30 protein-coding genes are annotated in these 26,531 nt (G+C 66.0%); 15 read left to right on the top strand and 15 right to left on the bottom strand.

Going from position 1 to position 26,531, the window contains the following annotated elements; translation table 11 throughout:
• Window positions 1–48: 48 nt before the first annotated feature.
• On the bottom strand, window positions 49–330 hold the full coding sequence (locus tag ACZYZ4_RS03420) for an Lrp/AsnC family transcriptional regulator (RefSeq protein WP_463858212.1): 282 nt from the start codon (window positions 328–330) through the stop codon (window positions 49–51).
• Between the two features lie 119 nt (window positions 331–449).
• Window positions 450–845, bottom strand: coding sequence for a DUF3054 domain-containing protein (locus ACZYZ4_RS03415; protein WP_463858210.1), 396 nt, complete (start codon window positions 843–845; stop codon window positions 450–452).
• 113 nt (window positions 846–958) lie between these two features.
• Here ACZYZ4_RS03415 and ACZYZ4_RS03410 point away from each other — a divergent pair, with 113 nt between their 5' ends.
• Both ACZYZ4_RS03410 and ACZYZ4_RS03405 read left to right on the top strand, forming a co-directional pair.
• Entirely contained in the window at window positions 959–1,408 is a 450-nt protein-coding gene (locus ACZYZ4_RS03410) for a VOC family protein (RefSeq protein WP_463858208.1), read from the top strand.
• Between the two features lie 654 nt (window positions 1,409–2,062).
• Entirely contained in the window at window positions 2,063–2,536 is a 474-nt protein-coding gene (locus tag ACZYZ4_RS03405; RefSeq protein WP_463858207.1) for a hypothetical protein, read from the top strand.
• Window positions 2,537–2,906: 370 nt separating this feature from the next.
• Here the strand turns inward: ACZYZ4_RS03405 and ACZYZ4_RS03400 are convergent, their stop codons facing one another.
• On the bottom strand, window positions 2,907–4,349 hold the full coding sequence (locus ACZYZ4_RS03400) for a glycosyltransferase 87 family protein (protein ID WP_463858205.1): 1,443 nt from the start codon (window positions 4,347–4,349) through the stop codon (window positions 2,907–2,909).
• Between the two features lie 102 nt (window positions 4,350–4,451).
• Between ACZYZ4_RS03400 and ACZYZ4_RS03395 the strand changes: the two genes are divergently transcribed.
• Genes ACZYZ4_RS03395 through ACZYZ4_RS03385 form a run of 3 tightly spaced genes read left to right on the top strand, consistent with a single transcriptional unit; the run spans window position 4,452 to window position 5,940 of the window.
• Window positions 4,452–5,135 carry a hypothetical protein gene (locus ACZYZ4_RS03395; protein ID WP_463858203.1) on the top strand — a complete coding sequence of 228 codons (684 nt, stop codon included), beginning with the start codon at window positions 4,452–4,454 and terminating at the stop codon, window positions 5,133–5,135.
• 59 nt (window positions 5,136–5,194) lie between these two features.
• Window positions 5,195–5,668, top strand: a complete 474-nt coding sequence (locus ACZYZ4_RS03390; RefSeq protein ID WP_463858202.1) for a molybdopterin-dependent oxidoreductase — start codon at window positions 5,195–5,197, stop codon at window positions 5,666–5,668.
• Entirely contained in the window at window positions 5,668–5,940 is a 273-nt protein-coding gene (locus tag ACZYZ4_RS03385; protein ID WP_463858200.1) for a hypothetical protein, read from the top strand. The genes ACZYZ4_RS03390 and ACZYZ4_RS03385 overlap by 1 nt, the downstream gene beginning before the upstream one ends.
• 199 nt (window positions 5,941–6,139) lie before the next feature.
• Here ACZYZ4_RS03385 and ACZYZ4_RS03380 read toward each other — a convergent pair whose 3' ends face one another.
• From ACZYZ4_RS03380 to ACZYZ4_RS03370, 3 genes are read right to left on the bottom strand one after another with little or no spacing between them, the layout of a single operon-like run.
• Window positions 6,140–6,892 carry a methyltransferase domain-containing protein gene (locus ACZYZ4_RS03380; RefSeq protein ID WP_463858198.1) on the bottom strand — a complete coding sequence of 251 codons (753 nt, stop codon included), beginning with the start codon at window positions 6,890–6,892 and terminating at the stop codon, window positions 6,140–6,142.
• Window positions 6,892–7,587 (bottom strand): TIGR04282 family arsenosugar biosynthesis glycosyltransferase, encoded by a 696-nt coding sequence (locus ACZYZ4_RS03375; protein ID WP_463858196.1) that lies wholly within the window; start codon window positions 7,585–7,587, stop codon window positions 6,892–6,894. The genes ACZYZ4_RS03380 and ACZYZ4_RS03375 overlap by 1 nt, the downstream gene beginning before the upstream one ends.
• Window positions 7,584–8,408 carry a glycosyltransferase family 2 protein gene (locus ACZYZ4_RS03370; RefSeq protein WP_463858194.1) on the bottom strand — a complete coding sequence of 275 codons (825 nt, stop codon included), beginning with the start codon at window positions 8,406–8,408 and terminating at the stop codon, window positions 7,584–7,586. Before ACZYZ4_RS03370 ends, ACZYZ4_RS03375 begins: the two co-directional genes overlap by 4 nt.
• Window positions 8,409–8,539: 131 nt before the next feature.
• Here ACZYZ4_RS03370 and ACZYZ4_RS03365 point away from each other — a divergent pair, with 131 nt between their 5' ends.
• Together ACZYZ4_RS03365 and ACZYZ4_RS03360 are read left to right on the top strand one after the other, a co-directional pair.
• Window positions 8,540–9,274 (top strand): response regulator transcription factor, encoded by a 735-nt coding sequence (locus tag ACZYZ4_RS03365; protein ID WP_463858192.1) that lies wholly within the window; start codon window positions 8,540–8,542, stop codon window positions 9,272–9,274.
• Window positions 9,267–10,406: a sensor histidine kinase gene (locus tag ACZYZ4_RS03360; protein ID WP_463858190.1), complete on the top strand. Its 1,140-nt coding sequence runs from the start codon at window positions 9,267–9,269 to the stop codon at window positions 10,404–10,406. The genes ACZYZ4_RS03365 and ACZYZ4_RS03360 overlap by 8 nt, the downstream gene beginning before the upstream one ends.
• Here ACZYZ4_RS03360 and ACZYZ4_RS03355 read toward each other — a convergent pair.
• The 5 genes from ACZYZ4_RS03355 to ACZYZ4_RS03335 all read right to left on the bottom strand — a co-directional run bounded on the left by ACZYZ4_RS03355 (window position 10,403) and on the right by ACZYZ4_RS03335 (window position 13,934).
• Window positions 10,403–11,470 (bottom strand): NAD-dependent epimerase/dehydratase family protein, encoded by a 1,068-nt coding sequence (locus ACZYZ4_RS03355; protein WP_463858189.1) that lies wholly within the window; start codon window positions 11,468–11,470, stop codon window positions 10,403–10,405. The genes ACZYZ4_RS03360 and ACZYZ4_RS03355 overlap by 4 nt on opposite strands.
• The gene (locus ACZYZ4_RS03350) at window positions 11,467–12,396 is read right to left on the bottom strand and encodes an MTAP family purine nucleoside phosphorylase (RefSeq protein ID WP_463858188.1); all 930 of its coding nucleotides are present in this window, start codon (window positions 12,394–12,396) and stop codon (window positions 11,467–11,469) included. Before ACZYZ4_RS03350 ends, ACZYZ4_RS03355 begins: the two co-directional genes overlap by 4 nt.
• A gap of 280 nt (window positions 12,397–12,676) precedes the next feature.
• Complete coding sequence (locus ACZYZ4_RS03345; RefSeq protein ID WP_463858186.1) at window positions 12,677–12,976, bottom strand: hypothetical protein; 300 nt, start codon at window positions 12,974–12,976, stop codon at window positions 12,677–12,679.
• Window positions 12,946–13,269 carry a hypothetical protein gene (locus ACZYZ4_RS03340; RefSeq protein WP_463858185.1) on the bottom strand — a complete coding sequence of 108 codons (324 nt, stop codon included), beginning with the start codon at window positions 13,267–13,269 and terminating at the stop codon, window positions 12,946–12,948. The genes ACZYZ4_RS03345 and ACZYZ4_RS03340 overlap by 31 nt, the downstream gene beginning before the upstream one ends.
• On the bottom strand, window positions 13,245–13,934 hold the full coding sequence (locus tag ACZYZ4_RS03335; RefSeq protein WP_463858183.1) for a hypothetical protein: 690 nt from the start codon (window positions 13,932–13,934) through the stop codon (window positions 13,245–13,247). The genes ACZYZ4_RS03340 and ACZYZ4_RS03335 overlap by 25 nt, the downstream gene beginning before the upstream one ends.
• A gap of 593 nt (window positions 13,935–14,527) precedes the next feature.
• On the opposite strand from ACZYZ4_RS03335, the gene ACZYZ4_RS03330 reads away from it, so the two are divergent.
• The 3 genes from ACZYZ4_RS03330 to ACZYZ4_RS03320 are packed head-to-tail and all read left to right on the top strand — an operon-like array spanning window position 14,528 to window position 17,549.
• Window positions 14,528–15,709: a type III polyketide synthase gene (locus ACZYZ4_RS03330; RefSeq protein WP_463858182.1), complete on the top strand. Its 1,182-nt coding sequence runs from the start codon at window positions 14,528–14,530 to the stop codon at window positions 15,707–15,709.
• Between the two features lie 12 nt (window positions 15,710–15,721).
• Complete coding sequence (locus ACZYZ4_RS03325; protein WP_463858180.1) at window positions 15,722–16,414, top strand: class I SAM-dependent methyltransferase; 693 nt, start codon at window positions 15,722–15,724, stop codon at window positions 16,412–16,414.
• Complete coding sequence (locus ACZYZ4_RS03320) at window positions 16,407–17,549, top strand: FAD-dependent oxidoreductase (RefSeq protein WP_463858178.1); 1,143 nt, start codon at window positions 16,407–16,409, stop codon at window positions 17,547–17,549. Before ACZYZ4_RS03325 ends, ACZYZ4_RS03320 begins: the two co-directional genes overlap by 8 nt.
• A gap of 25 nt (window positions 17,550–17,574) precedes the next feature.
• Here ACZYZ4_RS03320 and ACZYZ4_RS03315 read toward each other — a convergent pair whose 3' ends face one another.
• Window positions 17,575–17,994 carry a nuclear transport factor 2 family protein gene (locus tag ACZYZ4_RS03315; protein ID WP_463858176.1) on the bottom strand — a complete coding sequence of 140 codons (420 nt, stop codon included), beginning with the start codon at window positions 17,992–17,994 and terminating at the stop codon, window positions 17,575–17,577.
• A 59-nt stretch (window positions 17,995–18,053) separates the two neighbouring features.
• On the opposite strand from ACZYZ4_RS03315, the gene ACZYZ4_RS03310 reads away from it, so the two are divergent.
• Window positions 18,054–18,719 carry a peptide deformylase gene (locus ACZYZ4_RS03310; RefSeq protein ID WP_463858174.1) on the top strand — a complete coding sequence of 222 codons (666 nt, stop codon included), beginning with the start codon at window positions 18,054–18,056 and terminating at the stop codon, window positions 18,717–18,719.
• 12 nt (window positions 18,720–18,731) lie between these two features.
• Here the strand turns inward: ACZYZ4_RS03310 and ACZYZ4_RS03305 are convergent, their stop codons facing one another.
• The gene (locus tag ACZYZ4_RS03305; protein WP_463858172.1) at window positions 18,732–20,729 is read right to left on the bottom strand and encodes a S9 family peptidase; all 1,998 of its coding nucleotides are present in this window, start codon (window positions 20,727–20,729) and stop codon (window positions 18,732–18,734) included.
• A gap of 101 nt (window positions 20,730–20,830) precedes the next feature.
• Between ACZYZ4_RS03305 and ACZYZ4_RS03300 the strand changes: the two genes are divergently transcribed.
• From ACZYZ4_RS03300 to ACZYZ4_RS03285, 4 genes are all read left to right on the top strand, one after another.
• Entirely contained in the window at window positions 20,831–21,718 is an 888-nt protein-coding gene (locus ACZYZ4_RS03300) for a putative RNA methyltransferase (protein WP_463858170.1), read from the top strand.
• A gap of 102 nt (window positions 21,719–21,820) precedes the next feature.
• Window positions 21,821–22,285 (top strand): NfeD family protein, encoded by a 465-nt coding sequence (locus ACZYZ4_RS03295; protein ID WP_463858168.1) that lies wholly within the window; start codon window positions 21,821–21,823, stop codon window positions 22,283–22,285.
• Between the two features lie 32 nt (window positions 22,286–22,317).
• The gene (locus ACZYZ4_RS03290) at window positions 22,318–23,268 is read left to right on the top strand and encodes an SPFH domain-containing protein (protein ID WP_463858166.1); all 951 of its coding nucleotides are present in this window, start codon (window positions 22,318–22,320) and stop codon (window positions 23,266–23,268) included.
• Window positions 23,269–23,516: 248 nt separating this feature from the next.
• Complete coding sequence (locus ACZYZ4_RS03285; protein WP_003802221.1) at window positions 23,517–23,864, top strand: RNA polymerase-binding protein RbpA; 348 nt, start codon at window positions 23,517–23,519, stop codon at window positions 23,862–23,864.
• A gap of 146 nt (window positions 23,865–24,010) precedes the next feature.
• Here the strand turns inward: ACZYZ4_RS03285 and ACZYZ4_RS03280 are convergent, their stop codons facing one another.
• Both ACZYZ4_RS03280 and ACZYZ4_RS03275 read right to left on the bottom strand, forming a co-directional pair.
• Window positions 24,011–24,754, bottom strand: a complete 744-nt coding sequence (locus ACZYZ4_RS03280; protein WP_463858163.1) for a polyprenol monophosphomannose synthase — start codon at window positions 24,752–24,754, stop codon at window positions 24,011–24,013.
• Between the two features lie 116 nt (window positions 24,755–24,870).
• Window positions 24,871–26,526 carry an amidohydrolase gene (locus ACZYZ4_RS03275; protein WP_463858161.1) on the bottom strand — a complete coding sequence of 552 codons (1,656 nt, stop codon included), beginning with the start codon at window positions 26,524–26,526 and terminating at the stop codon, window positions 24,871–24,873.
• Between the last annotated feature and the right edge of the window lie 5 nt (window positions 26,527–26,531).

Genomic DNA, 26,531 nt, shown 5'->3' with positions numbered 1-26,531 from the left:
ACGCGGGCCCGGCTGTAAAGCCGGGCCCGCGTCTTCCGGGGAGCGGTCCTACTGCTCGAAGCCGAGCGCGAACGCCGCGTCCAGATCGTGTTGCGAGTAGGCACGGAACGCAATGTGTGTGGTGGTGTGAACCACCGCGGGTACCTTTGACAGCTTGTCGGCAATGACGTCAGCCAGGTCCTCGTGCCGGGGAACGCGGGCTACGGCGATGAGGTCCCATTCGCCTGTTACAGAGTAGACCTCGCTGATGCCTGGGATCGCGGAAATTTCCTCGGCGGTTTCGGGGATGCGCGCGGCGTCGGTCTTGATCAGAACGAATGCGGTGATCACTGTTCAATCCTTCCGGATCTGTTGGCCGTAGCTGTGCCCGGCAAGACTCTGTGGTGACGCCAGCCTATTACATGGCGGTGTTCATCAGGCGTGGCCCGGACGCGTGTCCGGCAGCGCATTCACGACTTTTTAGGCCTGCCTACCAGCGCAAGAAGTGCCCGGTAGCCCACCAGGAACAGGGCAAGGCTCAAGAGTGCAACAATCACGAAGGCAACAACCACGTTTTGTCCCGTCACCGCCCTCAGGATCATGCCGCCGGCGACGGCGCCAACCCAGATCACGACGCCGGATGCCATGGAGAGCGGATGCCGCCACGCCCGCCCCGCAAACCAGGCGACAGCGGCCCCAGCCAGGAACGGCCACGCGGTGAGGAACACTCCGGTGACGATGTCGCCGCGCTGGTGGGCGTCCCTGCCGATCGCCGCGAAGACCAGAATCAGGAATGCGTCTGACAGGGCTGCGGCAATAATGGCTGGCCGGGGGCCGCGCGTGGACTGTTTGGTCTTGGAATTCATGGCTTCGAGCCTAGCCCGGGGACGGCGTCGTTCCGGTCCTGATGCTTGCCCGGCCACAGAGGAGCGAGGATGATGACCGGGAGAACAGCGGCGCTCATCAAGCGGGAGGCACAGTGCGTCTGATCCAGAAGGCCCAGCAGGCACATGACCTCCAGCGGGCAGCAGAGTTCTATTCACATCTGCTCGGGGTGCAGCCTACGGCGGTCTACGGCCCGCCAGGACTCCTGTTCTTCGATCTCGACGGCGTCAGGCTCCTGCTGGAGCGCGGGGCGCCGTCGTCGGTCCTCTATTTGGAGGTCGAGGACGTCAGGACCAGCATCGGCGTCCTGCAGGGCAATGGAGTGGAAGTGGTGGCATTGCCGCACGTCATTTTCCACCCTAACGACGCCACCCTGGGTCCGTCGGAAACCGATGAGTGGATGGCCTTCATCCGCGACTCCGAAGGGAACACAGTACGCGGTGGCCGGAGGACAGCAGTCCGTGGCCACCCAGCCGCTTTTCGACGGGGATCTGTTGCCTCATTGAAGAACCTCCGGATTCTCAGTTGTTCCATGCCCTGTTGATTGGTTTCACCGCGGCGGGTTGGTTGGCCCCGGTCCAGCTCCAAGATTTCGTTGAGTTCGCCAGCGCCGCGGCGGTGTCGTAGCGGAGGTAGCCGACCAGTTCCCGGACACTTGCCCAGTTCTTTTGCGTCACTTGGGCGCCGTCGTTTTTGTTCCCTGGCCGGGACCGGGTGAAGGTGATCTGGCGCGCATGGCAGTAGTCGAGCAGATGTTCATTGACGAACTTGGATTATGCCGACCTTCTGGTATAGCTCCTGCTCAGCGGGGTGAGATACCGGGATTTGCGGGCATAGTCCGAGGGCCTCGAGGAAGGCCATGGTGGGGTCCGGTGGCCGGTAACGGTCAGGAGCGGTGTCCGGGGGCGTGACGCGGGCGATGGCTTGTTCCTTTTGGGACATGTCTGCGTGCCACGGCGTTGGTTGAGGAGTCTTTTGAGTGGCCGAGCCAGAGCAAATGTCGTCCGGCAAAGTGCGGCCCGACACATCCATGGGGCGGCCGGGAAACCAAAGTCAGCGACCTCCGCCAGGAGCTCGGCGTCACGTGGGACCCTGTACCGTCATGTGTCGCCCACCGGAACTCCGCCAGGATGGTGTCAGGCTGCTATCCAGAAACCAGAGGAACCACTGGGGTTGAGGTGCTGGATAGGGTGGACCCATGTCCACCATGTTCGTGCTGGCTCTCGCCAGCGTTGCCCTTGTCTTAGTGATTCTCCGGCTGGCCGTGCCCGGATTACCCTTCACTCGGTTCGAGCGCAGGCTGACACCACTGGACCTCGCGGCGACGGTGGTCGGCGTGCTGGGGCTGATCCTGCACTGTACCTCAATGTTTTTCCGGCCGGTCGTGGCCGCGATACCGGGGACGGAGAGCGTCATCAGCCAGATCAACTCCATGGGAACGGCAAGCATGATCTGGTACACGGTTCCCGCCCTGCTGGTTCTGGCGGGACTGCGCCGGCATCACTGGGGAGCCCTGCTCCTCCTGGTGACCTCGCTGCTGGCTGTTGGCATCACTATGTATAACGGCACCGCGTTATCCATCCATGTGGCCACCATCTTCGCCGCTGGCGTGGTGATCGCTGCTATTGTCTTTTTCTTTAACACCCCGCCTTGGCAGCACAGGCAGGCCTAACCCCTCACCTAAAGCGGACAGCTGCCGCATAGGGCTCGCGCCTCAACGACTACAAACCGCCATCTGGCCAACAGTAGTACGCACTTGCACCGGAGGGCGGAGCGGGGTGCCTGCCGTGCACAGGCTTTGGCCGGATAAGATCATGCCATGGCCGGACCCGCTGATGTTTCTTGGACCCATCCTTGAACCAATGACCTGGGTGGGATTCTTTCGGGCATCCCGCTGTTGATCTGGGGCTGGATCCTCGGTAACGACGCTGCCTATGGACCAGTACCAGCGGCGAGGTCTTTGAGGCCGGCCGGTACAAGGTGCTCAACCATCTGGACAGCGCAGCCGTGGCCGCGTTTCATAACGCCAAGATGGTCCCATCTCAAACCGGGGAACGCCGTTGTCTCACGACTGTGGCAACCACGATGAGCACGGCGGCTGCGCCCAAGGCCAGCCTGGCCACCAGCTGGCCGTGTGGTTCGGCGCCGGTGAGGTACATCATTGCCAGCACGGGAGCGATGGCGGTGAACTCGTAGCGCCGGCTCAGCACGACGAACGGCAGCAGCAGCAGCGCGTACCACGGGTAGCTGGGCGAGACGAGCAGCAACGTCCCCCCGACCATGAAAACCTGCCCGTCCCACGGCCGGGCAGCGTCGGTGGTCCGCCAGACATACAGGGCCAGACCCAGCAGCAGCGCCAGTGCCGCCGGTGTCGCCCAGCTGTCCGGGAGCACCAGCTTCAACAGCGTGAAGCGGGGGCTGTTCTGCCCGGCGTACCCCTCCGAGCGAAGGTATTCGGGCAGATAGCCCAGCACTGCCCAGCCGCTGGCGAGGACATACGGCACGTACGCCACAGCGAACGTGCCCGCGGCCGCGGCGACAAAGCGGACCGGCCGACGGTAGAGCAGGGCCGGGGCGTTGATGGCGGGAATGAGCTTGGTGGCCACCGCCGCCCCGAAGGCCATTCCGGAACCCAGCGGGCGCCCGCCCACCAGCAGCAGAGCGGCGGCCAGCGCCAGGGCGGCGCCGAGTGTGTCCACGTGGGCGCCGTTGACGGCTTCAAAGGCCACCAGCGGAGACCATGCCCACCACACTGCCTGGTGTGCCGGACGGCCGGTGCGGCGCAGGAACGCCAGCAGCAGCACTGTCACGGCCAGGCTCAGCAGCAGCCCGGCCAGTTGGAAGGTCATGAACCCCCCGTCGGCACCGGGGATGAGCCGGACGGCGAGGAAATAGAGCTCCGCTACGGCCGGGTAGACGGTGGGCACGGTGGGCCGGTTGATGGCCGTGCACAGTGTGCCGCCGCCGGGAATGTCGGTGGTGGTCTCCGTGCCGGTGGGAAAGGGGTTGGTGTGGCAGGTCCGGTCCGGTCCGGCGTCCTGAAACAGCCATGCCGGCCGCAGCGGCCGCAGTGCCTGATCGGTCGGCACATACCGGTAGGGGGAAATTCCCGCCTTCTGGACGATGCCGTCCCAGGCATAGCGGGCGGAGTCGTTGCTGGTGGCGGGCGGGGCAGAAATGGCCGCGGCACCCAGCAGCAGGGAGCCCAGCAGCACGACGGCGGCCGCGTGCCGGGCGCGGATTCGGCGTGCCATCAGGGCGGCCGGGAGGAAAAGTGCCCAGGCCGCCAGCGTGCCAATGGGGGACACCCACTCCGCTGACGGATCGGTGGTGACGGTCCACCAGACGGCGCCAGCGAGCAATGCCACCAGCGCCAGCGCCGCCACCGTGGCGCCAGTGTGCAGCGGCCCGGTTCCCGCCGGGCTGTTGCCCGCTGGCCCGGGCGCCTGGCTGCCATGTGCACGGCGGGGTGTTGATTCGCTCACCCCTTGATCCTGCACCGTGTGCAGGCCGGTGGGCCATGGAACCAAGGGAGCGTTCGCGTTTCGTAAGGTCTGGCGCGGGGGCCTCAGCGGTCTGATGTGGATATGGACAGATTGACCGTCCTCCTCCAACAGCGGATGGAGTCGGTGGACGGACGGTTTTCTTCCCGCTTGCGGAGCAAACGGCTGACGGTGATGCTGGGCCGCTGGCTTGGCATGGCGCTCACTGTGTGCTTCTTGACGGGGCTGTTTAGCCGCCTCCTGCAGGATCCCTCCGGGTGGATGGTTTTCCCCACCCGCCCGGTTTGGCTGTATGCGGCCACGCAGGGCATCCACGTCACCAGCGGGATAGCTTCCATCCCGCTGCTGGCGGCCAAGCTTTGGTCCGTATTCCCTGAACTGTTGCGTTGGCCGCCGCTGAAATCTGTGGTGCACGGCCTGGAGCGGGCCTCGATTGCGCTCTTTGTGGCCGCCTCGCTGGTGGAGGTCACCATCGGATTGCTCAACACATTCCATTGGTACCCCTGGCCGTTCTCCTTCAAGGACGTCCACTATTGGCTGGCTTGGGTGGTCATTGGATCGCTGGCATTGCATATTACGGTAAAGCTGCCGCTCATCAGGGCGCACTGGAACCGTCGGTCGGAAGCGGCCGCCATCGCGGACTGCCGCCGACGCAGTGCCGGACAGCGAAACGGTCCCGGCTGCCGTGCTGCCTGCAATGGGGCCTTCCTGGAGCCGCAGGGGGGTTCCTGGCGGCAATCACCGCCAGCGCCGGCGTCGTTGTTCTGACGACAGCGGGCCAGTCTTTCGCCTGGCTGGCGGGCCTGAACCTCTTCGCGCCGCGCCGAATGGATACGGGTCCGCAGGGGGTACCGATCAACTGGACCGCGGCCCAGGCAGGTGTCGCGGGCGCTGCGCTGGCCCCCGACTGGGTGCTGACCGTGTCCTCGGGATCGGTGCAGAAGACGTTTACGCGGGCCCAGCTGGCCGCCCTCCCCCAATACAGCTACGGGCTGCCCATCGCCTGCGTGGAGTGTTGGAGCCAGGGCGCCCAATGGCGCGGTGTCCGGATCCGGGACCTGATGGCCACTGTGGGCGCGCCGGCGGACGCCGAGCTGCAGATTTCCAGTCTGGAGAAGGGCGGAGTCTCTGGGCGCTCCTTCATGCCCGCCGCGTACAGCCAGGACGACAAGACGTTACTGGCGCTTGAACTCAACGGCGCGCCGCTGGACCTTGACCACGGTTATCCCGCACGGTTCATCGCCCCCGGCCGCCCGGGGGTGCTGCAGACCAAACGGGTGCACAAAGTGGAGGTGATGTGATGCGGCTGCCACTGTTGGGTCCGCCGGCGACGGTGGAACGCGGAACGTTTTGGTGGGTGCGGGCGGCGCTGGGCGCCCTGGGCGTGGCAGCCCTCGGTCATGCCCTTTTTGGATTCCTGGCAAATGTGCCGCCTGCCCAGTTGGTCGGCGTGGCGGCCTGGCTTGCCGTGGCGTTGTTGGTGCATGACGGCGTGCTGGTCCCGTTGACAACGTTGGCTGGCGGCGGATTGTCGCGGCTGACGTATGGGCTGCGCCCTGTCCAGCAGGGATAGTGCGCGGGGCCCTGCTGGTGGGGGCCGTGGTGACCCTACTGGCAGCCCCACTGATTCGCGCCCAGCAGGTGCTTCAGCCAAGCGGTCTGGGAAGCGGTGCCAACGATACAGTCCTGCAGGGGGACTACGTGCAAGCCTTGGGCCTCTTCTGGCTGGTTTTGGTGGTGGCCGCGGCGGGGGTCGTGGCCGACGTCGGACTTTACAGCCGCCGTTCCAGCGTCAGAAAGACCCGGCCCTGAACCGTCCGGGTGGCGACGGAGGCCAGCCTCGCCCGGGCCGCATGGGCGGCCAGCGCTTTCGCGCCGGCGCGGGCCCAGGGAAAGGCGGCGCTGACGCGTCCGGCCGAATCCTCCAGCACGGCCAGATAGGCCACGTCGAGGGAATCGGGGGTTTCGGCCTCTGCCAACACCTGCCCGTCCGGGGCCAGCAGTGAGGCAACACGCTCCAGCAGCACCCGTATGTTCCCGCCGATGCCGATGTTGCCGTCCAGCAGCAGGGCCGAACCCCAACCTCCCTCATGGGGGACCGGGTCAAAGATGGAGCCGTGGATGGCGGCGCCGCCGCGGCTGGTGGCCAGCCGCACTGCTCCGGCGCTCGTGTCAACGCCCATTGCGGCCAAGCCCAGTTCCCGGGCAGCGGCAAGCATTCGACCTGGGCCGCAGCCCACATCAAGAACGGGTCCGCTAAGGGCGCTCAGCAGCTCGCGTTCGCAGGCGGTGGCCGGGGCGGACCAGCCGAGCACGCTGAAGTGGACCGGCCCGATGGGTTCCGGTCGGGCAGAATCCGGTCGGGCAGAATCCGGGCGCAGCGTCAGGTGCCCCAGTCCGAGGGACAGGCTGCCTGCGTAGGGCTCGTGTCCTCCTTGACCAAACAAGGCAACCGGGATGGTGCCCCCTGCAGGTGCGCCGCCCGCCCGAGTACCGGCATCGGTGGAGGCTGTCTGGGTGCTCATCACCGGGCCGCCTCTCGGGGTGGTTCGTCGGCCGGCACCGAAACCGGCACTTTCGCCGCCGGCAACACCAGGGCCAGGCGATCGACCGAGCGGGCAAACGGGGTGCCGGAGCAATCGCGGGCGGCGGCCATGGCATCGGCAAAGTGGTCCACGTCCGTCAACATGGGCAGCAGACCCACAGCCAGGCCGGCGCTGGCCAGCCGGGCCAGCTGGTGCGCCCCGGTATGCGGGGTGGACATTTCCACGCCCCGGACCAGGCCGCCGTCGGGCCGGTGCAGCCCCAGAGCCCAAAAGCCGCCGTCCGACGCCGGGCCGATCCAGGCGTCGTGGCGGGGCGTCGGGGCGGACCAGTCCGCCAGCAGCCCGTCGAGTGCTGTAAGCGAAAGCTGGGGCGTGTCCATGCCCAGAATCAGAAGCGGGCCGGTACCCAGCGAACAGATGGCCGCCAACCGTTGGTCCAGCCCGCCGGCGTCCTGGGCAACCACTTCAAAACCCGCAGCGTCCCTGCGGAGCGGCGTCCCGTCAAAGACCAGCAAACGCCTGGCCGCCGGGAGGGACCGCACCATCTCCAGCGTCTGGCTGAGGCTGGTTTGGGCCAGGGCTGCGGCCTGCGCTGGAGTGAGCGGAGGAGTGAGGCGCGTCTTGGCCTTGCCTGGGATGCATTCTTTGGCGATGACGGCGATGGTGAGGTTCATGGCATGGTTCCCTGGGTTTCGGCTGGAGGTCCGCCAGCCGGAGGTCTCTCCAAAGCTCGCCCGCCGGCTGTCGCCCCTGGCGCCCACCGCGAGGCGGCGTCCAGCTGCGCCCTCATGTCCTTGAGGGCCGTCAGAGTTCCGCGCACCGTGCCCGTCACCTTGGACTTCCCCAGGCGCGGCGCATAGGCGACCGGGACCTCGGCCACCCGCCAGCCGTCGTGGTGGGCTTTGAGGAACATTTCCAGCGGATAACCGCTGCGCCGGTCCGTGAGGTCCAGCCCCAGCAACGCGCTGCGCCGGGCCAGCCGAAGCGGGCCCAAGTCCGTGACGGGGATCCCCGTCATTCGGCGCAGCCGCCGGCTCAGGGCGATGTTGGCCAGCCGGGCATGGATCGGCCACGCACCGCGGGCCGGCCGCCGGGCACCCAGCACCAGATCGGCACGCCCGGTGCGCACCAGCTCCAGCATCGGGGCCAGCTGGGCAGGGTCCAGCGAACCATCGCAATCGCAGAAGGCCACAAACTCCGCCGTGGCAGCCAACAGCCCTGCATGGGCCGCCGCGCCAAAGCCGCGCCTCGGTTCGAGCACGACGGCGGCCCCCAGACTGGCGGCCAGCGTGCCGGAGCCATCGGAGGACCCGTTGTCCACCACGATTGCGCGGTATCCGGGCGGCAGGGCCCCCAGCACCTGGGGAAGGGCCGAACGCTCATTGAGGCAGGGCAACACCACATCCACCAACACGGCGGGCGCGCCCCCGGCGTCGTTGTCCGATCCGCCGCGGCCGCTGGCCATATCGGTTCCATCGCGCGAATTGCTCTGCATTTTCTCCACTCTTCGACCGTAGAATCCGCGGGCCCGGAAAGGCAGACGGAAATCCTTACGGAAACGGGACGATTGCCCTCCGGCAGCCCCGAACGGACTCGCAGCGGCGCGCACGAAACTATGCTGGGAACGTGAACACTGTCCAGCCCGACGCTGACGCCGTGGACGTTGGCAACCGGCGCATCCTGCTCGTTGAAGACGAGGCCACCATCGCCCAGGTGGTGCACGACTATCTGGTGCTGGCAGGCTTCCAGGTGGATATGGCTGGCGATGGATTCAGTGCCCTGCACCTGGCCCAGACGCGCAACCCGGACCTGATCATCCTGGACCGCATGCTGCCCGGCCTGGACGGGGCGGAGGTGTGCCGCAGGATCCGCCGCACCCAGTCCATGCCCATCATCATGCTCACCGCGCTGGGCACCGAAGACGACCGCATCCTGGGCCTGGAAATGGGCGCTGACGACTACGTCACCAAGCCCTTCTCGCCCCGTGAGCTGGTGTTGCGGGTGAAGTCCGTGCTTCGCCGCAGCATCAAGGAATTCACGCCGGAGCAGCCCGTGGAACTGGCCGGCTTTGTCCTCAACCCGGCTTCGCGCATCGTCAGATACCGCGATGAGAACCTCACCCTGACAGCGAGGGAATTCGACCTTCTGGCGTTCTTTCTGCGCCGCCCCAACCAGGTCTTCAGCCGCGACGTCCTGATCAAGGCCGTCTGGGGCTGGGACTTTGGCGACCTCTCCACCGTAACCGTGCACGTCCGCCGGTTGCGCGAAAAAATCGAGGCCGACCCCACCAGACCCCTGCTGTTGAAAACGGTGTGGGGCGTGGGCTACCGATTTGACGACGGCACGGCCAGCCGTGACTAGCGGCGATCTGTTCACCATTGTCACCGTTGTGCTTTCATGGGCCATAGCCATCGGCGCCGTGACAGTGGTGCTGCAGCGACTGCTCCGCAGCACCTCAATTGTGGTCCAGATCCTGCTCGTGGTTCTGGCCACCCTGGCCATCCTGGTGGCGGGAATCGTGACTGCCTTCAATGCCATGTTCATTACCGCGGCGGACCTGCAAGTGATGTGGGTTATTCTGGCGATCGCCTCTTTTGTGGCGGTTGCCGTCGCCGTGCTCCTGGGCGTGGGGGTGGCGCGCAACACCAACCGGCTAGTGGGCGACGCGGCCAGAATCGGCCGCGGCGAGAGCGTGGCACCGCAACGGAAAATGACCTCCGAACTGTCCGCGTTGGCCGCCGAACTGGCCGCCACCAGCCACAAACTGGAAGAATCCAGACAACGGGAACTGGCGGTGGAGGCCGCGCGGCGCGAACTGGTGGTCTGGGTTTCCCACGACCTGCGCACCCCGCTGGCCAGCATGCGCGCCATGGCCGAGGCGCTGGAGGACGGCATTGCCGAGGATGCGTCCGGTTACCACCAGAGAATCATCGGCCAGGCCGACCAGATGGCCGTGCTGGTCAATGACCTGCTGGAGCTCTCCAAGATCCAGGCCGGAACCTTGGTGCTGGACCACCAGCAATTGGACCTGTACGACGTCGTCAGCGACGCAATAGCTGACCTCGCCCCTGTCGCGGCCAGCCGGGCCATTGCCATCAACGGCGACGCCGTCGCTCCCACCATGGTGGCCGCCGACGGGGCGTCGTTGTCCCGGGCCATCCGCAATGTGGTCCTTAACGGCATTCTGTACAGTGCCCACGGGAGCACCGTGTCCATTGCCGTGACCTCCACGGCCGGCGAAGCGGTGGTGGAGGTGCGCGACGGCTGCGGCGGGATCCCGGAGGAGGACCTGCCCCGGATGCTCACCGCGGGCTGCCAGAAGGACACCGGACGCACCAAATCGCGCTACAGCGGTGCCGGCGTAGGCCTGAGCATGGTCCACGGCATCGTCCAGGCCCACCGTGGCACCCTGGAGGTTGCCAACATTGAGGGTGGGTGCCAGTTCCGGCTGCGGATACCAGCCGGACAGGAAAACCTGGGACGGGCCGTCTAGGTCCGGTCCCCGCGCAGCGGGGCGGTGGCGAACTCGCGCAGACCGTCCTCAAAACTATGCCGCGGAGCCCAGCCCAGTTCGGCCGTGGCCCGTGCCGAACTGGCGGTGATGTGCCGGACATCGCCTAACCGGAATTCGCCTGTGAACACAGGGACCGGGCCGCCGCCGACAGCGCTCAGGACCCGTGCCACCTGTGCAATGGTGTGGACCTCCGGGGCTCCCACGTTGTACGCCCTGAAGCTGCCCGGAGCCATGACCCGGCCCTGCGCCAACGCCTGAATCGCGCACAGGTTTGCCTCCGCCACATCCGCCACGTGGATGAAGCTGCGGCGCTGGCCGCCGTCCTCGAACACCTGCGGCGCCTCCCCACGAGCCAGGGCCGAGCGGAACAGGCTGGCCACGCCCGCATAGGGGGTGTCTTTGGGCATCCGGGGGCCATAGACGTTGTGGTACCGCAGGGCGGCGGCAGTCCCTCCGGTTGAACGGGCCCACGCCGACGCCAGGTTTTCCTGGGCCAGTTTGGAGGCAGCATAGACGTTCCGCGGGTCAAGCGCCGCGTCTTCGGTGACTAGCGCGGGCAGCAGGAGCCCGCCGGTGGCAGGGTCCCGGGGGTCAAAGATTCCGTGGTCCAGGTCCTCCACCCGGCGCGGGCCGGGCCGCACCGGCCGTCCGGCGGAGTCTGTGTAGGCGCCCTCGCCGTAGACCACCATGGAGGAGGCCAGGACCAGCTTGTCTGTGCCGGCAGAGGCCATTCCTGCCAGGAGCACGGCCGTGGCCAGGTCATTGTTGCGGATGTAGTCCGGCGCATCGGAGAAGTCCACGCCGAGGCCCACCTTGGCGCTCTGGTGGACAACGATGTCGATCCCCTCCAGCGCAGCAGCCACGGTGGATGCATCCCCAACGTCGCCCACCAGCAGGGGCGCGCCGGGATTTCCTGGCGGTCGATCCGGATGCACCGCCGGATCCAGCGAATCCAGGATCCGGACCTCCCATCCGCAGGCCAATGCGGCATCGACGATGTGGCCGCCAATGAAACCGGCTCCACCCGTGACCAGAATTTTCACGGCGCGCTCCGTCCAGTGCCGGGGCGGACTGGTCCGGCGGCGCCCATCACAGTGGCCACGGCGTCGGCGGGCATGAGGGTCATCCGCGGGAATCCGCCGTCGTCCGACGGCTCCACGCCGGACAGCCCCGCGGACACCCTCCGCACCGCGGCGGACAGCACGGCCAGAATCCGCGGCTGCGCGGCTGCCAGGCGGCCGAGCACCAACTCCGCGGTCACGGGTTCGGAACCGTCGTGGCCGGTGTCGGCGTCCGTGATGAACGCCAGCGCGGCGAAATGCATGTTCAGCTCCGCCGCCAGCACCGGCTCGGGGTGTTGGGTCATGCTGACCAAATGCGCACCGGCCTGGATCAGGGCCGCGGACTCGGCCTTGGTGGAAAAGCGTGGCCCGTTGATGACTGCCACCGTGGCTGCCGGCGCGAAGTGTTCGCCCTGCAGCTCGAGAGCGGCGATGAGTGCGGCGCGCAGCGGGGCGCTGTAAGGCTCGGCGGCGGGCAGGTGCTGCACCCCGGTGGGCATCGAGCCATCGTAGAAGGTGTCCGCCCGGCCCCAGGTCCTGTCCAGAAACTGGTCGGGGACGGCAAAGGTGCCGGTTCCGTGGCTGGGAACCAGTCCGCCCACTGCCGCGGAGGAGATGACCGCCTCCACGCCCATGCTCTTGAGGGCCCAGAGGTTGGCGCGGTGGTTGATCTGCTGCGGGGCAATGCTGTGTCCGCGGCCGTGCCGGCTCAGGAACGCGACCACCGGACCGTCCGCGCCTCCGGGACCGTCCGGTGCGGCCAGCCGTACAAGGGTGACGGGGCTGGAGGGCGGGCCGAACGGCGTCGCGGCGTCCAGTGTCTCCAGCACGGCGGCGCCCGGGACCCGATACAGGCCGGTGCCGCCAATGATGCCGATCCGGGCGAGGGGTTCCGAGGGGTAGGCCATGCCCCCATCATGCCAACCTGGGCAGCAGCCGTCGCGGGTGGAATCCTTACATGTCTCGAACGCCGGCGATGGGACGGACGTATTATTCGTGTGAAACGCGGCACCATGTCTCTCACGCAGGAAGACATGACGGTCCGGAACATCGACGAAGTCATCGGAGTCAGCCGTAGCACCGTTCGAGGGCACTGACCCAAACACCCCGGGTGAGGACCGCAGAACGTCCAGAACCGCGGAGTGTTCTGGGCGCGGGCGAGGATGCGGCCGGCGTAGCTGGCGGCGATCATGCCGTGTTCCGCGCGAGGGTCCTGCTGGTGGCTTCGCGGGTGGCGTCCAGCAGCCCGGCGATCTGTTCACGGGTGAGCCGGACCGGCCGGTTCTGCCCGAACCTGCCGGACCGGGCGGTCCCGGCGAGGCTGAACAGGGTAGGGATGTTCCCCAGGCTCAGGTGCAGCCCGTCGGGCAGGGCTTGGAGGTCCGAACATTTCAATGCAGCGATCTTGCCGGCGGGCTGGCCGAAGAGCAGCAGGATCAGGGCAGCGACGCGGAAAGTCAGGGGTGCTTCGTTGACTCGACGCAGCAACGAATGAGTTCGATGCGTAGTTGCTGGGTAATCAGGGGCTTCGTGACGGCGTAGCGGTGCTGTATTTCGAGCCTGGCGATCTCCTTGTTCTTGATGAGCCAGACGATGAACGTGCGGATGGCATATCGGGTCGACGGCCCCGCGGCCAAGTACACGTTGACGTGGGCCTGCCTCATACCGGCGAAGGCGGGTCCGTGGTCGGCGATGAGCCAGGCAAGGAACTTCCCGGACTCGGTGATTTCCTGTTTGGCGGAGCGGACGGCAGTGTTCAGTGTCTTCCCTGGACCGGCCATTGCGCGGAGGCGTTTGAGATGGTGCCAGCGGGCGAACCGTTCGATCGGCGCCTGGATGTGAGGTGTCCCGGCGAGTCCAGGAGTCGGGTAGCCAGCCAGCCTTCGAAGGCTGCCAGTTGGCGGTCCCGGTCCGGGAGCATGCCGTGATGGATGAGGATTACCCGGAGGTGTTCCACTGACCGGGACCCGGGGAGAGCGTCAACGGCATCATGGCTGAGCGCGATGCCGCGGGTACCGAGTCCGGTGAGGACTTCTTTGGCCTTGGCCCCGCGCATCCAGGTGTAGATGCTCTCCGGTCGATCGGTCTCCGCATGGACTCCGATCAGGCGTTTATGGCGCAGATTCGGGGGACTGCTGGGGTGGAGAAGCTGGTCCAGGTCTGCGCGCAGCACGCAGCGGATGCAGTGGCCGGCGCGGAACCTCTCGGTTTCGGTGCCGCAGCCCTCGCAGGTCATGTTGGTGGTGATGCTGGCGCAGTCCCGGCAGACGTCGGCCGTTTCGGTGTTTCTGCCGGGAAGGAGCCTGCCTTCACCGCAGCCCGGGCAGGATCCGCGGGTCCGCGGGTCCGCACGGCGATGGTGAAGCAGATCCCGCAGATTGGTCCGTCGGGCCAGGTTACGCGGATCTTGGCAGCCATGCGCCCGCATCGGGCGCATGGTGTTCACCGGTGGAACGCGGCCGCCCGCGGGTGCCGGTCTTAGTCGTCGTCAAGGTCGAAGAATCCCTGCAGCTCGGCCCGGGTGAAGGGCCTCTTCGTGGGTGCCTGCTCGTTGTTCTGGGCGTGGCGTGCCCGGTTGAATTCGGTGATGATCTGGGCGGGGGAGAGGCCGAACCCCTGACTGCAGATCCGGTCCCACTCATAGACAGGATCGGTCAGGAATCGCAGAACACCTTCAGATGGGTCGGGTAGGCGCGGATGGTGGCTAACGCCAGGTTCAGGATGGAGCGTTCATGGGCGACAAACTCATCAGGATTACCGACGGTCCAGTCACAGGGAAAATGCCCGGTGTGATCCACGAAGCGGCGGACTAGGCTCTCACGTCCCCGGATCGTGCCGGCCGTCGAAAACAGGCTCAGATCCCTGTAATGGCGCGGACTGCAGCGCCCAGGCGCCCCAGACCGGCGAACCCGTATCATCGGGTCCTATTCTGCAGATTTTGCAATCGGATCATTTCTACTTTACATAATGTAGATTATCGGCGTTCCGCGGAAGAACCCGGCCATTGTCTAATCCCGCGGGCTCGCCAAGAATGAACCAATGACGGTCTACCTGCGTTCACTTGAAACTGCTGTTCCGCCGACGGTACTGGTCCAGGCCGAAGCCCGGGATGTTTTCGCGGCTCAGCCCGGCCTCACCAGGTTGGGCTCGCGGCTGGTGAATACCTGTTTCGATTCAGCCGCCATAGACACCCGCCATACCGCGGTTCAGGAAATGACCATGGACTACCGCTCGGACGATCCGCAGTTCTTTGATCCCGCCACGGGCCTGCTCCTGAACCCCACCACCAAGGTGCGCAACGAGATCTTCGCCCGGGAAGTCACCAAACTTTTCATCGAGTCCGCCCGAGCTGCCGTGGATGCCTGCCCGGATCTCTCCTTACTTGACATAACCCACGTCATTACCGTCTCCTGCACAGGGTTCTTCAACCCCGGCCCTGACTATAAGATCGTCCGCGCGTTGGGGTTGGACCCGGCCGTCCAGCGTTATCACCTCGGCTTCATGGGCTGCTATGCCGCCTTTCCAGCACTGCGGGCTGCCAAGTCCTTCTGCGAAGCAGACCCGCAGGCCGTGGTCCTGGTGGTCTGTGCCGAGCTGTGCTCCCTGCACGTACGGACGTCCAACGATCCCGACACCATCATGGGCTCGGCGCTGTTCGCCGACGGGGCGGCGGCAGCCATCATTTCGGCCCGGAATGATCCGGACGCGCCTGCCCTGATGCGGCTGGACCACTTCGAAACCGTCCTCACACCGGTGGGCGAGGAATCCATGGCGTGGAACATCGGTGACCACGGCTTTGAGATGGTGCTGGGCAACTACGTCCCCCACATCATCGACGATCACATCATCGGCGCCCTCACGCCGCTGCTGGCCCGGGATCCCTCGTTGCGTGGACTCCCCTACCGGGACATCCGCCATTGGGCCATCCATCCCGGTGGCCGGAGCATCCTGGACAAGGTCCAGACGCGCCTTGAACTCACGGACCAGCAACTCGTTCCGGCACGGGATACCTTGCGGGACTACGGCAACATGAGCAGCGCCACCGTGCTGTTTGTCCTCCGGCACATCCTGGAGCAGCCACCGGTGGAGGGTGGGGAACGCATCTGCTCCATGGCGTTCGGCCCCGGACTCACGGTGGAAACCGGGCTCTTCACGAAACTCCGCCAGGCCGCCACCGAGAAACGGGCGGTGCAGCCCGAGGCGGCCTCGTCACTGGCCTGAACTGTGTCCCTGATGCGGCAACGGGCTGTGGACGCCGTGGAAATGATGGACTTGCCGGACTGCGACCCCACCAAACTGGAGCTCACGTACCGGCAGTTCGGACTGGTAAACCTCCTCTTCTCCGGCTGGCGGCGGCTCTATTGCCGCGAGCTTCGCCCTCTGCTCTCCCGTGACTCTGCAACCACCCTCCTCGACATAGGATGCGGCGGAGGAGACCTGGCACGGCAGCTCGCCCACTGGTCTGCCCGGGACAAACTGCTGCTCGACGTCACCGGCATTGACCCGGACGCCAGGGCATACAGCTACTCGTCACGCCGCCCCCACCACGTCTCAGTCCGGTTCCGCCAGGCAAACAGCACCGACCTGGTCCGCGAAGGCCGCCGTTTCGACGTCGTGATCTCGAACCACGTCATCCACCACCTCCTACCAGCGGACCTTGCGCAGTTCCTGACAGATTCGCAAGCCCTAGCGCGCCGCCTTTCCCTGCACAATGACCTGCGCCGGAACCTCGCGGCTTATGCACTTTTCTCCTTGGCGGCCCTCCCATTCCGCGGCTCGTTCATCCGTGCGGACGGCCTGACCTCGATCAGGCGCAGCTACACCCCGGCAGAACTCACCGCCGCCGCTCCCCCGGGCTGGCAGGTGGCGCGCCACTCCCCTTTCCACCAGGTCCTCATGCGCCGCCTGGGCCATCCCGATGGTTGACGTGGTGATCGTGGGCGGCGGACCCGTGGGCCTCTATCTCGCCGCCCTGCTGCTGCAGGAAGGCGTCACGGCGCGGGTCCTTGAACAGCGGCTCCACCGGGAACATCACTCGCGGGCCATCGGCATCCATCCGCCCGCCCTCGCGGCACTGGACAGAGTGGGCGTGGCCAGCGCCATGGTCGGTGCCGGCGTGCAGATCCGCGGCGGGATTGCAGTCAGCGGCGGGAAGACCGTGGGGTCAATGTCCTTCGCTTCGGTCTCGGAGCGTTTTCCGTTTGTCCTGTCCCTCCCCCAGTTCACAACGGAATCCTTGCTGGAGCAGCGGGTACACGAACTCGATGGCGCGGCGCTCGTCAGGGGCGCCAGGGTGACGGAAATAGCGGACGACGGCGGACTGGTCACCGTCCACGCTGAGGCCACCAAGGCGGGCGGTGCCGGCAGCCGGATTACCTCACGTCTTTTGGTCGCCGCCGACGGCTCGCGGTCCCTGATGCGCAGCCTGCTGGGCATCCAGGTCACGTCCCGAAGTTATCCCGACCACTACGTGATGGGTGATTTCGCAGGTTCCGGCGAAAATCTGCACGAAGCCGTCCTGTACCTCGAAGCCGAAGGGATAGTGGAATCCTTTCCGCTGCCGGGCGGTCTCCGTCGCTGGGTGGTGAGGATTCGCCGGCCCGAACCGGTCCCGGACGCCGTCGAGCTGGCGCGGATGGTCCACCAGCGCACGGGGATCCGGCCGGACCCGGCCACCAACACCATGCTCAGTAGCTTCAGCCCCCGGACTATGGTGGCGTGCCGATCGGTCCAGGGGCCGGCGGTCCTGATCGGTGATGCCGCCCATGAAATAAGCCCCATCGGCGGCCAAGGCATGAACCTTGGCTGGCTGGACGCCGCGGAACTCGCACCGATCATCTGCGCTGCCCTGGCCGGGAAACCGGTTGGCCAGCGCCTGCGCGCCTATTCCACCCGGCGTCGGAAAGCCGCCTCGGTGGCACGATGGCAGTCCGAAGTGAATATGACGCTGGGGCGCCCGCTGGTGCCGTCGTTACTGGCGTTGAGGAACTGCGCACTCAGCGCGGTGTCCGGCATTCCGCCGGTTAACAGGTTGGTGGCCCGTCGGTTCACCATGCAGTGACCCCGTGCCGGAGGGCACCGCCGGGTCAGGAGTTCACGAAATAGCAGTCGTAACTGTCCTGGCTGATGATCAGGCCGTCCCGAACTTCAAAGACCGACGACGTTCGGGCGCGAATGGTCTCCCCGGCATCCCAGTACCGCAGGTCCATCAGCGTCCTCGCCGACCAGTCGGCCTCTACCACAACACGTCCGCCTTCGCAGGTGGTGCGGCGGATCTCAAACTTCTGGTCCGCCACTACTTCGCCGCTTTGATCGACGCCGGCCATCGCCTGGCCCCGAGTCCGGGTGGAGCCTTCAGCCGCGAGCAGATGCGGCGCCTCGACCAGCACGAAGTCCGCAGCGAGGAAAGGCCCTATGGCCCCGCCGTCGCCGCCGGCTTCCAGGGTCCGGATAAAGTCCAGGACAAGTTCCAGTGCGCTGGGTTCGGACGCAATCAGTTCAGCCATGGCATCGACATTAGCCGACGCGGCCGCCGCCGTGCGGCGTCCGCCGCTAGGCTTTCCGCATGACCGCCGTATCACCGCCTAGTTCATTCACTCCTGCGCACCTGAGGGAACGGGTGCAGGAAATCCTGTCTGCAGGATCGTTGCCGTCCATCGTCCAGGCCGGGAATCCCGTACTCCGCCAGCGGGCCGCGGCCTTCGACGGCCAGATCAGCGCCGGCGAGCTGGAACAGTTGATTGCCCTCATGCGCGACGTGATGCACGAGGCCCCTGGTGTGGGGCTGGCCGCCCCGCAGCTCGGAATCCCGCTGCAGCTGGCAGTCCTCGAGGACCAGTACGACGTCGACCCGGAGGCCGCTGCAGTGCGGCACCGTGTTCCGCTGGAATTCCTCATCATCATCAACCCGCGCTACACCGCCGTCGGAACGGAAGCGGCGGCGTTCTTTGAGGGATGCCTCTCCCTGAGCGGCCTGCAGGCAGTGGTGGTACGCCACGAACGGGTGTTGCTCCGGTTCGACACCCCCGAAGGCCTGGCGTCGGAACGGGAATTCGAGGGGTGGCAGGCGAGAGTTGTGCAGCACGAGACCGATCACCTCCATGGCACCCTGTACGTTGACCGTGCCGAGTTAAGGTCCTTGAGCTCCAACGCCGAGTACGCCATTAACTGGGCCGAGCCAGGGATCGGAAAGGCCCGCGCCGCCTTGGGATTCCTGCCCGGCAATCCCTGAAGCGTCCACGCGTCATTCCGGCGGTACGTCTGCCGGATTCGCATCGGTCGGGAGGAACCTCGCCCACCATCGCAGGATGTGCTCGAACCTCTGCCGCCGGTGCTGTGGCCTGCCTGACCGGGAAAGTTCATGGTCCTCCCCCGGGAACACGAGCAGTCGGGCTTCCACGCCCCGCCGCTTTAAGGCCGTGAAATACCGCTGGCCCTGCTCCAGCGGACACCTGAGATCGTTTTCGCTGTGGATGACCAGCGTCGGAGTCTGCACGTTGCCTACGTGTTCGAGCGGGCTTTGGGCGGCGACCTCCACCGCTGAGCCGCCGAGATATTCCAGGCCGAAGTACCAGCCAATGTCGGCAGAGCCCTCGAAACTGACCGGGTCCAGGAATCCACGCTCCACAATGGCACCCTTGAATCTGTGGTGGTGGGCTATGGTCCAGGCGGTCAGATATCCGCCGTACGAGCCGCCCATGATGCCCAGCCGGCCCGCGTCCAGCGCCGGAAATTTGGCCAGGGCGCCGTCCAGGAACGCGAGGACATCCTCCATGTCATCGGTGCCAAAGCGGCCCTTAATGGCCAGCCCATGGTCCCTGCCATATCCCGCAGAGCCGCGTGGATTGCACATCAGCACGGCGTACCCGGCAGCCGCGTAGACCTGGGCTTCGTCGAACAGGGCGACAGTGAACTGGGCAAAGGGCCCGCCATGGATGTTCAACAGGACCGGGTGTGGACCCTTGCCCGCAGGCCTGACCAGCCAGCCATGGACGGGATACGCGTCGGACGCCTCAAACGTCAGTTCCTGTGGAACCACAATGTCCGTCTGTGTCCGCAGGATGGCCGAAAAGTCTGTCAGCAGCCGCAACTGCCCGTCGTCGAGCACTGCGACGTCCCCGTGGGTGGACGGATCGCTGAATACTACGACCAGCGAACCACCCGCCCAGGCAGCGCCCGTCAACACCTTGTCACCGTGCACCAGCAGGGCATGCCCGCCCGTCGCCCCCAGCTCGAGGAGCTCAACAGTGCCCTGCGCATTGTTCAGGACCAGGACCCGGTCCGGGCCGCGGAGCTCAATCCGGGCACCCGGGGCGGCAACGTCCATCAGCTCAGGGTCGGTCAGCGCAACCGGCACTCCGCCGTCGGCTGCGACGCAGTACAGCACGGCGTTACGTGCCACGAAGTCCCTGCCCGAGCCGCCCAGGTCCCGGGCAATATAGAACAGCCACCTGCCGTCCCGGGATTGCCGGACCTCCGTGATGCTTTGTGGTGCGGCTACTCCCTGAGCCACCGGGACAGCGTCGCCGCCGGTGACCGCCACCTTGTAGATCAAGGTGGCCAGGTCGTCGTCGTTCCCCTGCGGTGCCGCCACAAAGTAGACGGACGATCCGTCTGCACTGAAAACCGCGGAGCCGGCGTCCGTGGCGAGCGATGTCAGCTGCCGGGCTGCCGGCACCGACGGAGAGGCCGACGCTGTCAGCGGCTCGCCACCAAGTTCCGGGACGTCCACGATGAACAGCTGCTGTGGCTTGTCGCGCGTGTAGCCAACGCCGTTCAGCCTGTACTGGTAGGAGGAGATCAACCGTGGTTCCTCCGCCTCCGCGGTGATGGCCTCGCGGCTGCCGTAACGCCCGGCCTCGGGTTCGCGGGAGCTGAAAACTATCCGGTGCGAATCTGGAGACCAGGCGAAGGACTCCACTCCCACCAGCCTGTCGGTAATGACTTGGGGTTCACCGCCGCCGGCCTCCACGACGACGAGCTGCGCCTTCGACGACGGTCCGCCCGTCCGGAGGAAGGCGAGGACCAGCCCATCAGGAGAGAAGGCAGGGTCGGTGTCCCGAAAGCCTCTGGTAATTCGCCGCGGCAATTGCTCCTGGTTCAATGGAATGTTCCACAGCTGTCCCACGTAGGAATCAGTGTTGAAATCCGGTCTGGTTACCGACACAACAGCACGGCTGCCGTCCGGGTGAACGGCCGGCGCGGAGACGGAATTCAGCAGCGGGAGGTGTTCTGGCTTCACCCACGTGAGCCTAACGTGCGGTTTCCTCCCAAACGAACATCCGGGCCGGAACCCTGGTGCGGGCGCCGCACCGGCCCGCTCCCCGCCCTAAGATGGTCCGTATGCCATCAAGCCCTCGCCCTCCGCTGCGCTGCCCGTTGTGCGGCGCCGCTCTGAATGCCCAAGGCGGCGCGGCTGACGCAGCCCGCAAGGCCATGGTCTGTGGCTCCGGGCACAGCTTCGATGCGGCGAAGCAGGGCTACTTCAACCTGCTGGTGGGCAAGGGGACGGTCTTTGAAGCAGACACCGCAGAGATGGTGGCGGCCCGCTTCGCTTTCCTCGACGGCGGGCACTACCGTCCCCTGGCAGACGCCGTCGCGGCCGCCGTTGTGCCCGGGATAACCCCCGGCGAACCATTCACTGTCCTCGATTCGGGCACGGGCACCGGTCACTATCTCAGGGTGGTGCTGGATGAGGTGCAGCGGACTACCGACAGTTGCACCGCCGTCGCGCTCGACATCTCCAAGTTCGCGCTCCGGCGCGCCGCGCGCCTGAACCCCGAGGCCATCAGCCTCGCCTGCGATGTGTGGCAGCCGCTCCCGGTGGCCAACGCCGCCGTCGACGCCATTACGGTGATCTTCGCTCCCCGCAATGGCGCCGAATTCGCCAGGGTCCTCCGCCCCGGCGGAAGGCTGGTGGTGGTGACGCCGCGCGCCGGACACTTGGCCGCCGTCGCCGCCCAGGCTGGGATGCTGTCCATCGAGGACGACAAGGACGCACGGCTGGCCGAATCCCTCTCGCCGCACTTCGCCGCCGAGTCCACCCGGGACCTGGATATCCGGATGATGCTAACGCCCAGCGACCTGGCTGACCTGGCCTTCATGGGTCCGGCCGGGCACCACCTGGACCGCACGGCCATTGCGGCCAAAATCGGAAGCGGCGAGGTGTCCACCCAGGTGGAGGCACGATTCCGGATCACCGTCTTCCGCCTCGCACTGTCCGCACCGTAACGACTTGAACACGTTCAACCGCTGCCCTTCCCGCGACCTGCCGTCCTGCTTTCGGGCGGACTAGGATAAATAGACAACTACCGGAAGGTCAAGGGGGACGGAATGTTTGAATGGCTCGGCGAAAACTGGTGGGCCCTGTGGCTCACAGCCTTCCTCGCGTTCGCAGTGATCGAAATGATCACCCTTGACCTGTTCTTCATCATGCTCGGCGGCGGAACACTTGCCGCGCTCGTCGCAGATTTCGCCGGCGCTGATCTGTGGCTGCAGATTGTGGTCTTCTGCGTCGTCTCACTGCTGATGATCGCCTTTGTCCGCCCGGTGGCACTAAGCCACCTGAAAAAAGGACCCGCCGACCAGCGCACCAACATAGACCGGCTCATTGGCGAGCAGGCCCTTGTGATGGAAGCAGTCAGCTCCACCGGCGGCCTCGTCAAGATCGGGGGCGATGTCTGGAGCGCCAGGTCCTCCGGCGGCGTCCTGCCCGCCGGCCAGAAGGCAGTGGTCTCCGCCATCGACGGGGCCACGGCAGTTGTCTCCGCCCCGCCGGAGCAGGCCACACAGTCCTAAGTACAGCCTAACAATTGGGGAATAGGAGACGCATGGATAACGCAGGAGGAGCCGCCTTGGCCATTGTGCTGGTGGTCCTGATCGTGTTCGTGATTATTGTTTTGGTCCGCTCAGTGCGCATCATCCCGCAGGCGAGGGCCGGCGTCGTTGAACGGCTCGGCAAATACCAGCGGACCCTCAACCCGGGACTCACCATCCTGATCCCGTTTGTGGACCGGCTCCTGCCGCTCCTGGACCTGAGGGAGCAGGTGGTGTCCTTTCCACCGCAGCCGGTGATCACCGAAGACAACCTGGTGGTCTCCATAGACACCGTGGTGTATTTCCAGGTCACTGACCCGCGCGCCGCCACCTATGAAATTGCCAACTACATCCAGGCCGTGGAGCAGCTCACCACGACCACGCTGCGTAACGTCGTGGGCGGCCTGAACCTGGAAGAGGCGCTCACATCCCGCGACCAGATCAACGGCCAGCTGCGCGGCGTATTGGACGAGGCAACCGGCCGCTGGGGCATCCGCGTCTCGCGCGTGGAGCTCAAGGCCATTGACCCGCCCCACTCGATCCAGGATTCGATGGAGAAGCAGATGCGGGCCGAGCGCGACCGCCGCGCTGCGATCCTCACCGCCGAAGGCACCAAGCAGTCTGCCATCCTCACAGCCGAGGGCCAGCGGCAAGCCTCGATCCTTGCGGCTGAGGGCGACGCCAAGGCAGCCATCCTCCGCGCAGACGGTGAGGCGCAGGCCATCCAGAAGGTCTTTGATGCCATCCACAAGGGCAACCCCGACCAGAAGCTGTTGGCGTACCAGTACCTGCAGACGCTTCCGAAGATCGCAGAGGGATCATCGAACAAGCTGTGGATCATTCCCAGCGAAATTGGTGAAGCACTCAAGGGCATCGGACAGGCACTAGGCGGCACCAATCCTGATCCGAGCGCCGGCGGCGGCGGGCTGTTCGACGAGGAACCGGCGAAACAGCCTGGGTCCTGACTCGGATCTGCCTCATACGGGCCGGGAGGGGATTCGCGCTTCGTCGCGGGTCCCCTCCCGTTTTGCGGCTTGGCCCCACGCCGGTATAATTGAGTATTTGTCCGGTCGGACCAGATCCGCTGGAACAAGAATGCTTCGCAGTGCGTTGAATCTTATGATGCAGCACAGTGCACACAGTAGTCCGGGGCAGTTATGCCGTACCGGCTTGCGTGGAGTCCTGCTCCGCGAACCGACCAGAGGGAGAAAACATGAGCGATCGCAGCCTGCGGGGTATGCGCCTTGGCGCGCAGAGCATGGAGACCGAGTCCGGCGTTGAGCCGGCTCCGCGCCAGCGTGTCGAATACCGGTGCGAGGACGGCGAGCAGGTCTTCGTGACGTTCTCTTCAGAGGCTGAAATTCCTCCTGTGTGGGTTTCCAAGACCGGCAAGGAAGCGCTCCTCGTCGACGGCGAACGTCCGGACACCAGCAACGAAAAGGCTGTCCGTACCCACTGGGACATGCTTCTGGAGCGCCGTTCCCTTCCGGAGCTGGAGCAGATCCTTGAGGACCGGCTGACCATCCTGCGCGAACGCCGTGGCGAACGGCGCAGTGCCTGATCCAGTGGTGGCCACAGCCTCGCTGACTGAGGTTTTCTGAACCAATTGATAAGGGCCGGTCCGGCAACGTAATCACGTTGCCGGGCCGGCCCTTTCTTAAGCGTGTGCTCTTGAAGCGTGTGCTTCAGCTGTCCCCGCGGCGGGTGTTAGCCCTGTGCCGGATCCTTCTTGCCCGTGATCTTGTTCCAGCGTGCCTGCAGGCCCCACCTGGTGACGTTGACCATTGCTTCAACAACGATATTGCCGCTCATCTTTGACGCACCGAGCTCGCGTTCCACGAACGTAATGGGGCGTTCCTCGATCCTGAGCCCAAGTTTGGCCACCCGCCACGCCAAGTCAACCTGGAAGCCGTAGCCCACCGAGTCGACCTGATCGAGGTTCAATTTTTCCAGCGTGGTCCGCCGGAAGGCGCGGTAGCCGCCGGTGACGTCCTTGATCTTCAGGCCCAGCATAAGCCGGGCGTACGTGCTGCCAACGCGTGAGATCGCCTGCCGGTACAGCGGCCAGTTGACCACACTGCCACCGGGAACCCAGCGGGAACCCATGGCAAGGTCCGCACCCTGTTCAACGGCTTCCAGCAACTGGGGAAGCTGTTCGGGCTGGTGTGAGCCGTCCGCATCCATTTCCACCAGGACGTCGTAGCCTGCCTCGAGACCCCATTTGAACCCGGCAATGTATGCGGCTCCCAGGCCTTCCTTGCCTTTACGGTGCAGGACGTTAACCTGCGGATCCCCGGCGGCAAAGCCGTCCGCAAGCTGCCCGGTGCCGTCCGGGCTGTTGTCGTCCACCACCAGTACGTCGGAGGCCGGTACGGCTGCTCGGAGGCGTTGAAGAGTCTTGGGCAGCGATTCCAGCTCGTTGTAAGTAGGAATGATGGTGAGGACGCGCACAAAGGGCCTTCCTGGACGGGAGCGGTCGGAGCGGCTGAACTGTAGCGGAATAGCTGGCGGTCAGGCGCAACTACCTATTATAGGGCGCTTTATTGGGCCCTGGCCGGCGTGTCCGCTCAGGAGCGCAGCGCGGGACTGGAATGCAGTTCCACGCCGTCCTTCACGGTCTGCAGGCACACCGGGTCCACGCCGGTGTCCAGTGCCGGGAGAAGGGGCGTGCGGGCCCGCGGATCCGTGCTCCAGGACTGGACACGTCCGTCCGCCACCTGGACCATGAGCTCCTCAACATCCCAGACGGCGAAACTGGCTGGTGCGCCGGGAACCAGTTGCCCGGCCACCGGGTTGTGGTATTTTGCTGCCCTCCACCCCGCGCGGGTGTGGCCGAGGAACGCTGCGCGGGCCGAGATCCGTTCAGCGTGGTTGTGGTGTTCCAGGCAGGCACGCACGCTGGACCACGGGCGGAGCGGCGTCACGGGGCTGTCGCTGCCGAAGCAGATAGGAACACCGGCAGCGTAGAACGAGGCAAACGGGTTCATGGACCGGCTCCGGCTCCCCAGTCGCTGCTCATACATTCCGCCTTCGTTCCCCCATGCAGCGTCGAAGCGTGGCTGGGCGCTGACGGTGACGGAGTAGCGGGCCAGCTGTTGCACTGCGTTGGCGTCTGCGACTTCCACATGCTCGAAGCGGTGGCCGGCGGCACGGATCCGTTGCTCACCCACTTCGGCAGCCGCGAGTTCCAGTGCCTCCAGCGCGGCATCAAGTCCCGCGTCGCCGATCACGTGGAAGCCGCCCTGCATGCCCAGCAGCGAGCAGGCCGCCAGGTGGGCGCCAGCCTGTTCTGCCGAGAGGTAGAGGCTGCCCCGCTCCCCTGCCGCGTCGCTGTAGCCGGTCCTCAGGGCCGCTGTCCTGGAGCCGATGGAACCGTCAATGTTCAGATCGCCGGCCAGGCCGCGCACAGATACGCCCAGTTCGTCTAGCAGCGCCCGGGCCTGCTCCTCCGAGGTGGCCAGTTCGCCCCAGTACGGCAGGATCTCCGGCATGGCCTCGCCGGCCGCCGTGTTCCACGTGGCGGCAAGGCGAAGGTCGGAAACTCCGCCGATATGCGGCGCGGCCATCTCAGCCAGTGCCACATAGCCGTTTTCGGCAGCTTCGGTCAGGGCGCGCCGCTGGTAAGCCAGGAGGCTGGCCTCCGGGAGCCGCCGTGCTTCCTGACGGGCCGCTGTATGGGCGGCCCGCTTCACTTGTGACCCCGCAGTGTAGCCGTCGAGGCCGCCAAGCCCGGCGGCGGCAGCCAAGGAGGAAGAGACCAACGCCGAATGCGCATCCACCCTGGCCAGGAACACGGGCCTGCCCCCGGCCGCCCGTTCAAGTTCCTCGGCCGCCGGCAAGGCAGGGTCTTCCCACATGGATTCATCCCAGCCGTGGCCCAGCAACGGGCCGTCGCCTTTGGACGCGGCGACGGCATCGAGCAACTGCCGGGCGGAACGGATCCCGCCCAGCTGGAGGGAACCCAGCGCGATGCCGGTTTCCGTGAGGTGGACGTGGGAGTCAACAAACCCCGGCGCTACGAGGGCACCATGGAGGTCGATGATCTCCATGGAGCTGTCGGCAATGGAGGATGCCGCCTGCTCGGAGCCGACCCAGGCAACGGTGTCTCCGTCAACCAGCATGGCGGTGGCAAAAGGGTCCGCTGCTGTGTAGACCGAGCCGTTGCGGTACAGGACCACCTTTCGCTCGTTCGGCGCGGGCGTGGTGGAACGTTCAATGGTCATGCGGG

The sequence above is a fragment of the Pseudarthrobacter adonitolis genome (genome assembly GCF_055412845.1).
The sequence above is the reverse complement of the archived record's forward strand: the minus strand, read 5'-3'. Positions and strand labels throughout refer to the sequence as shown.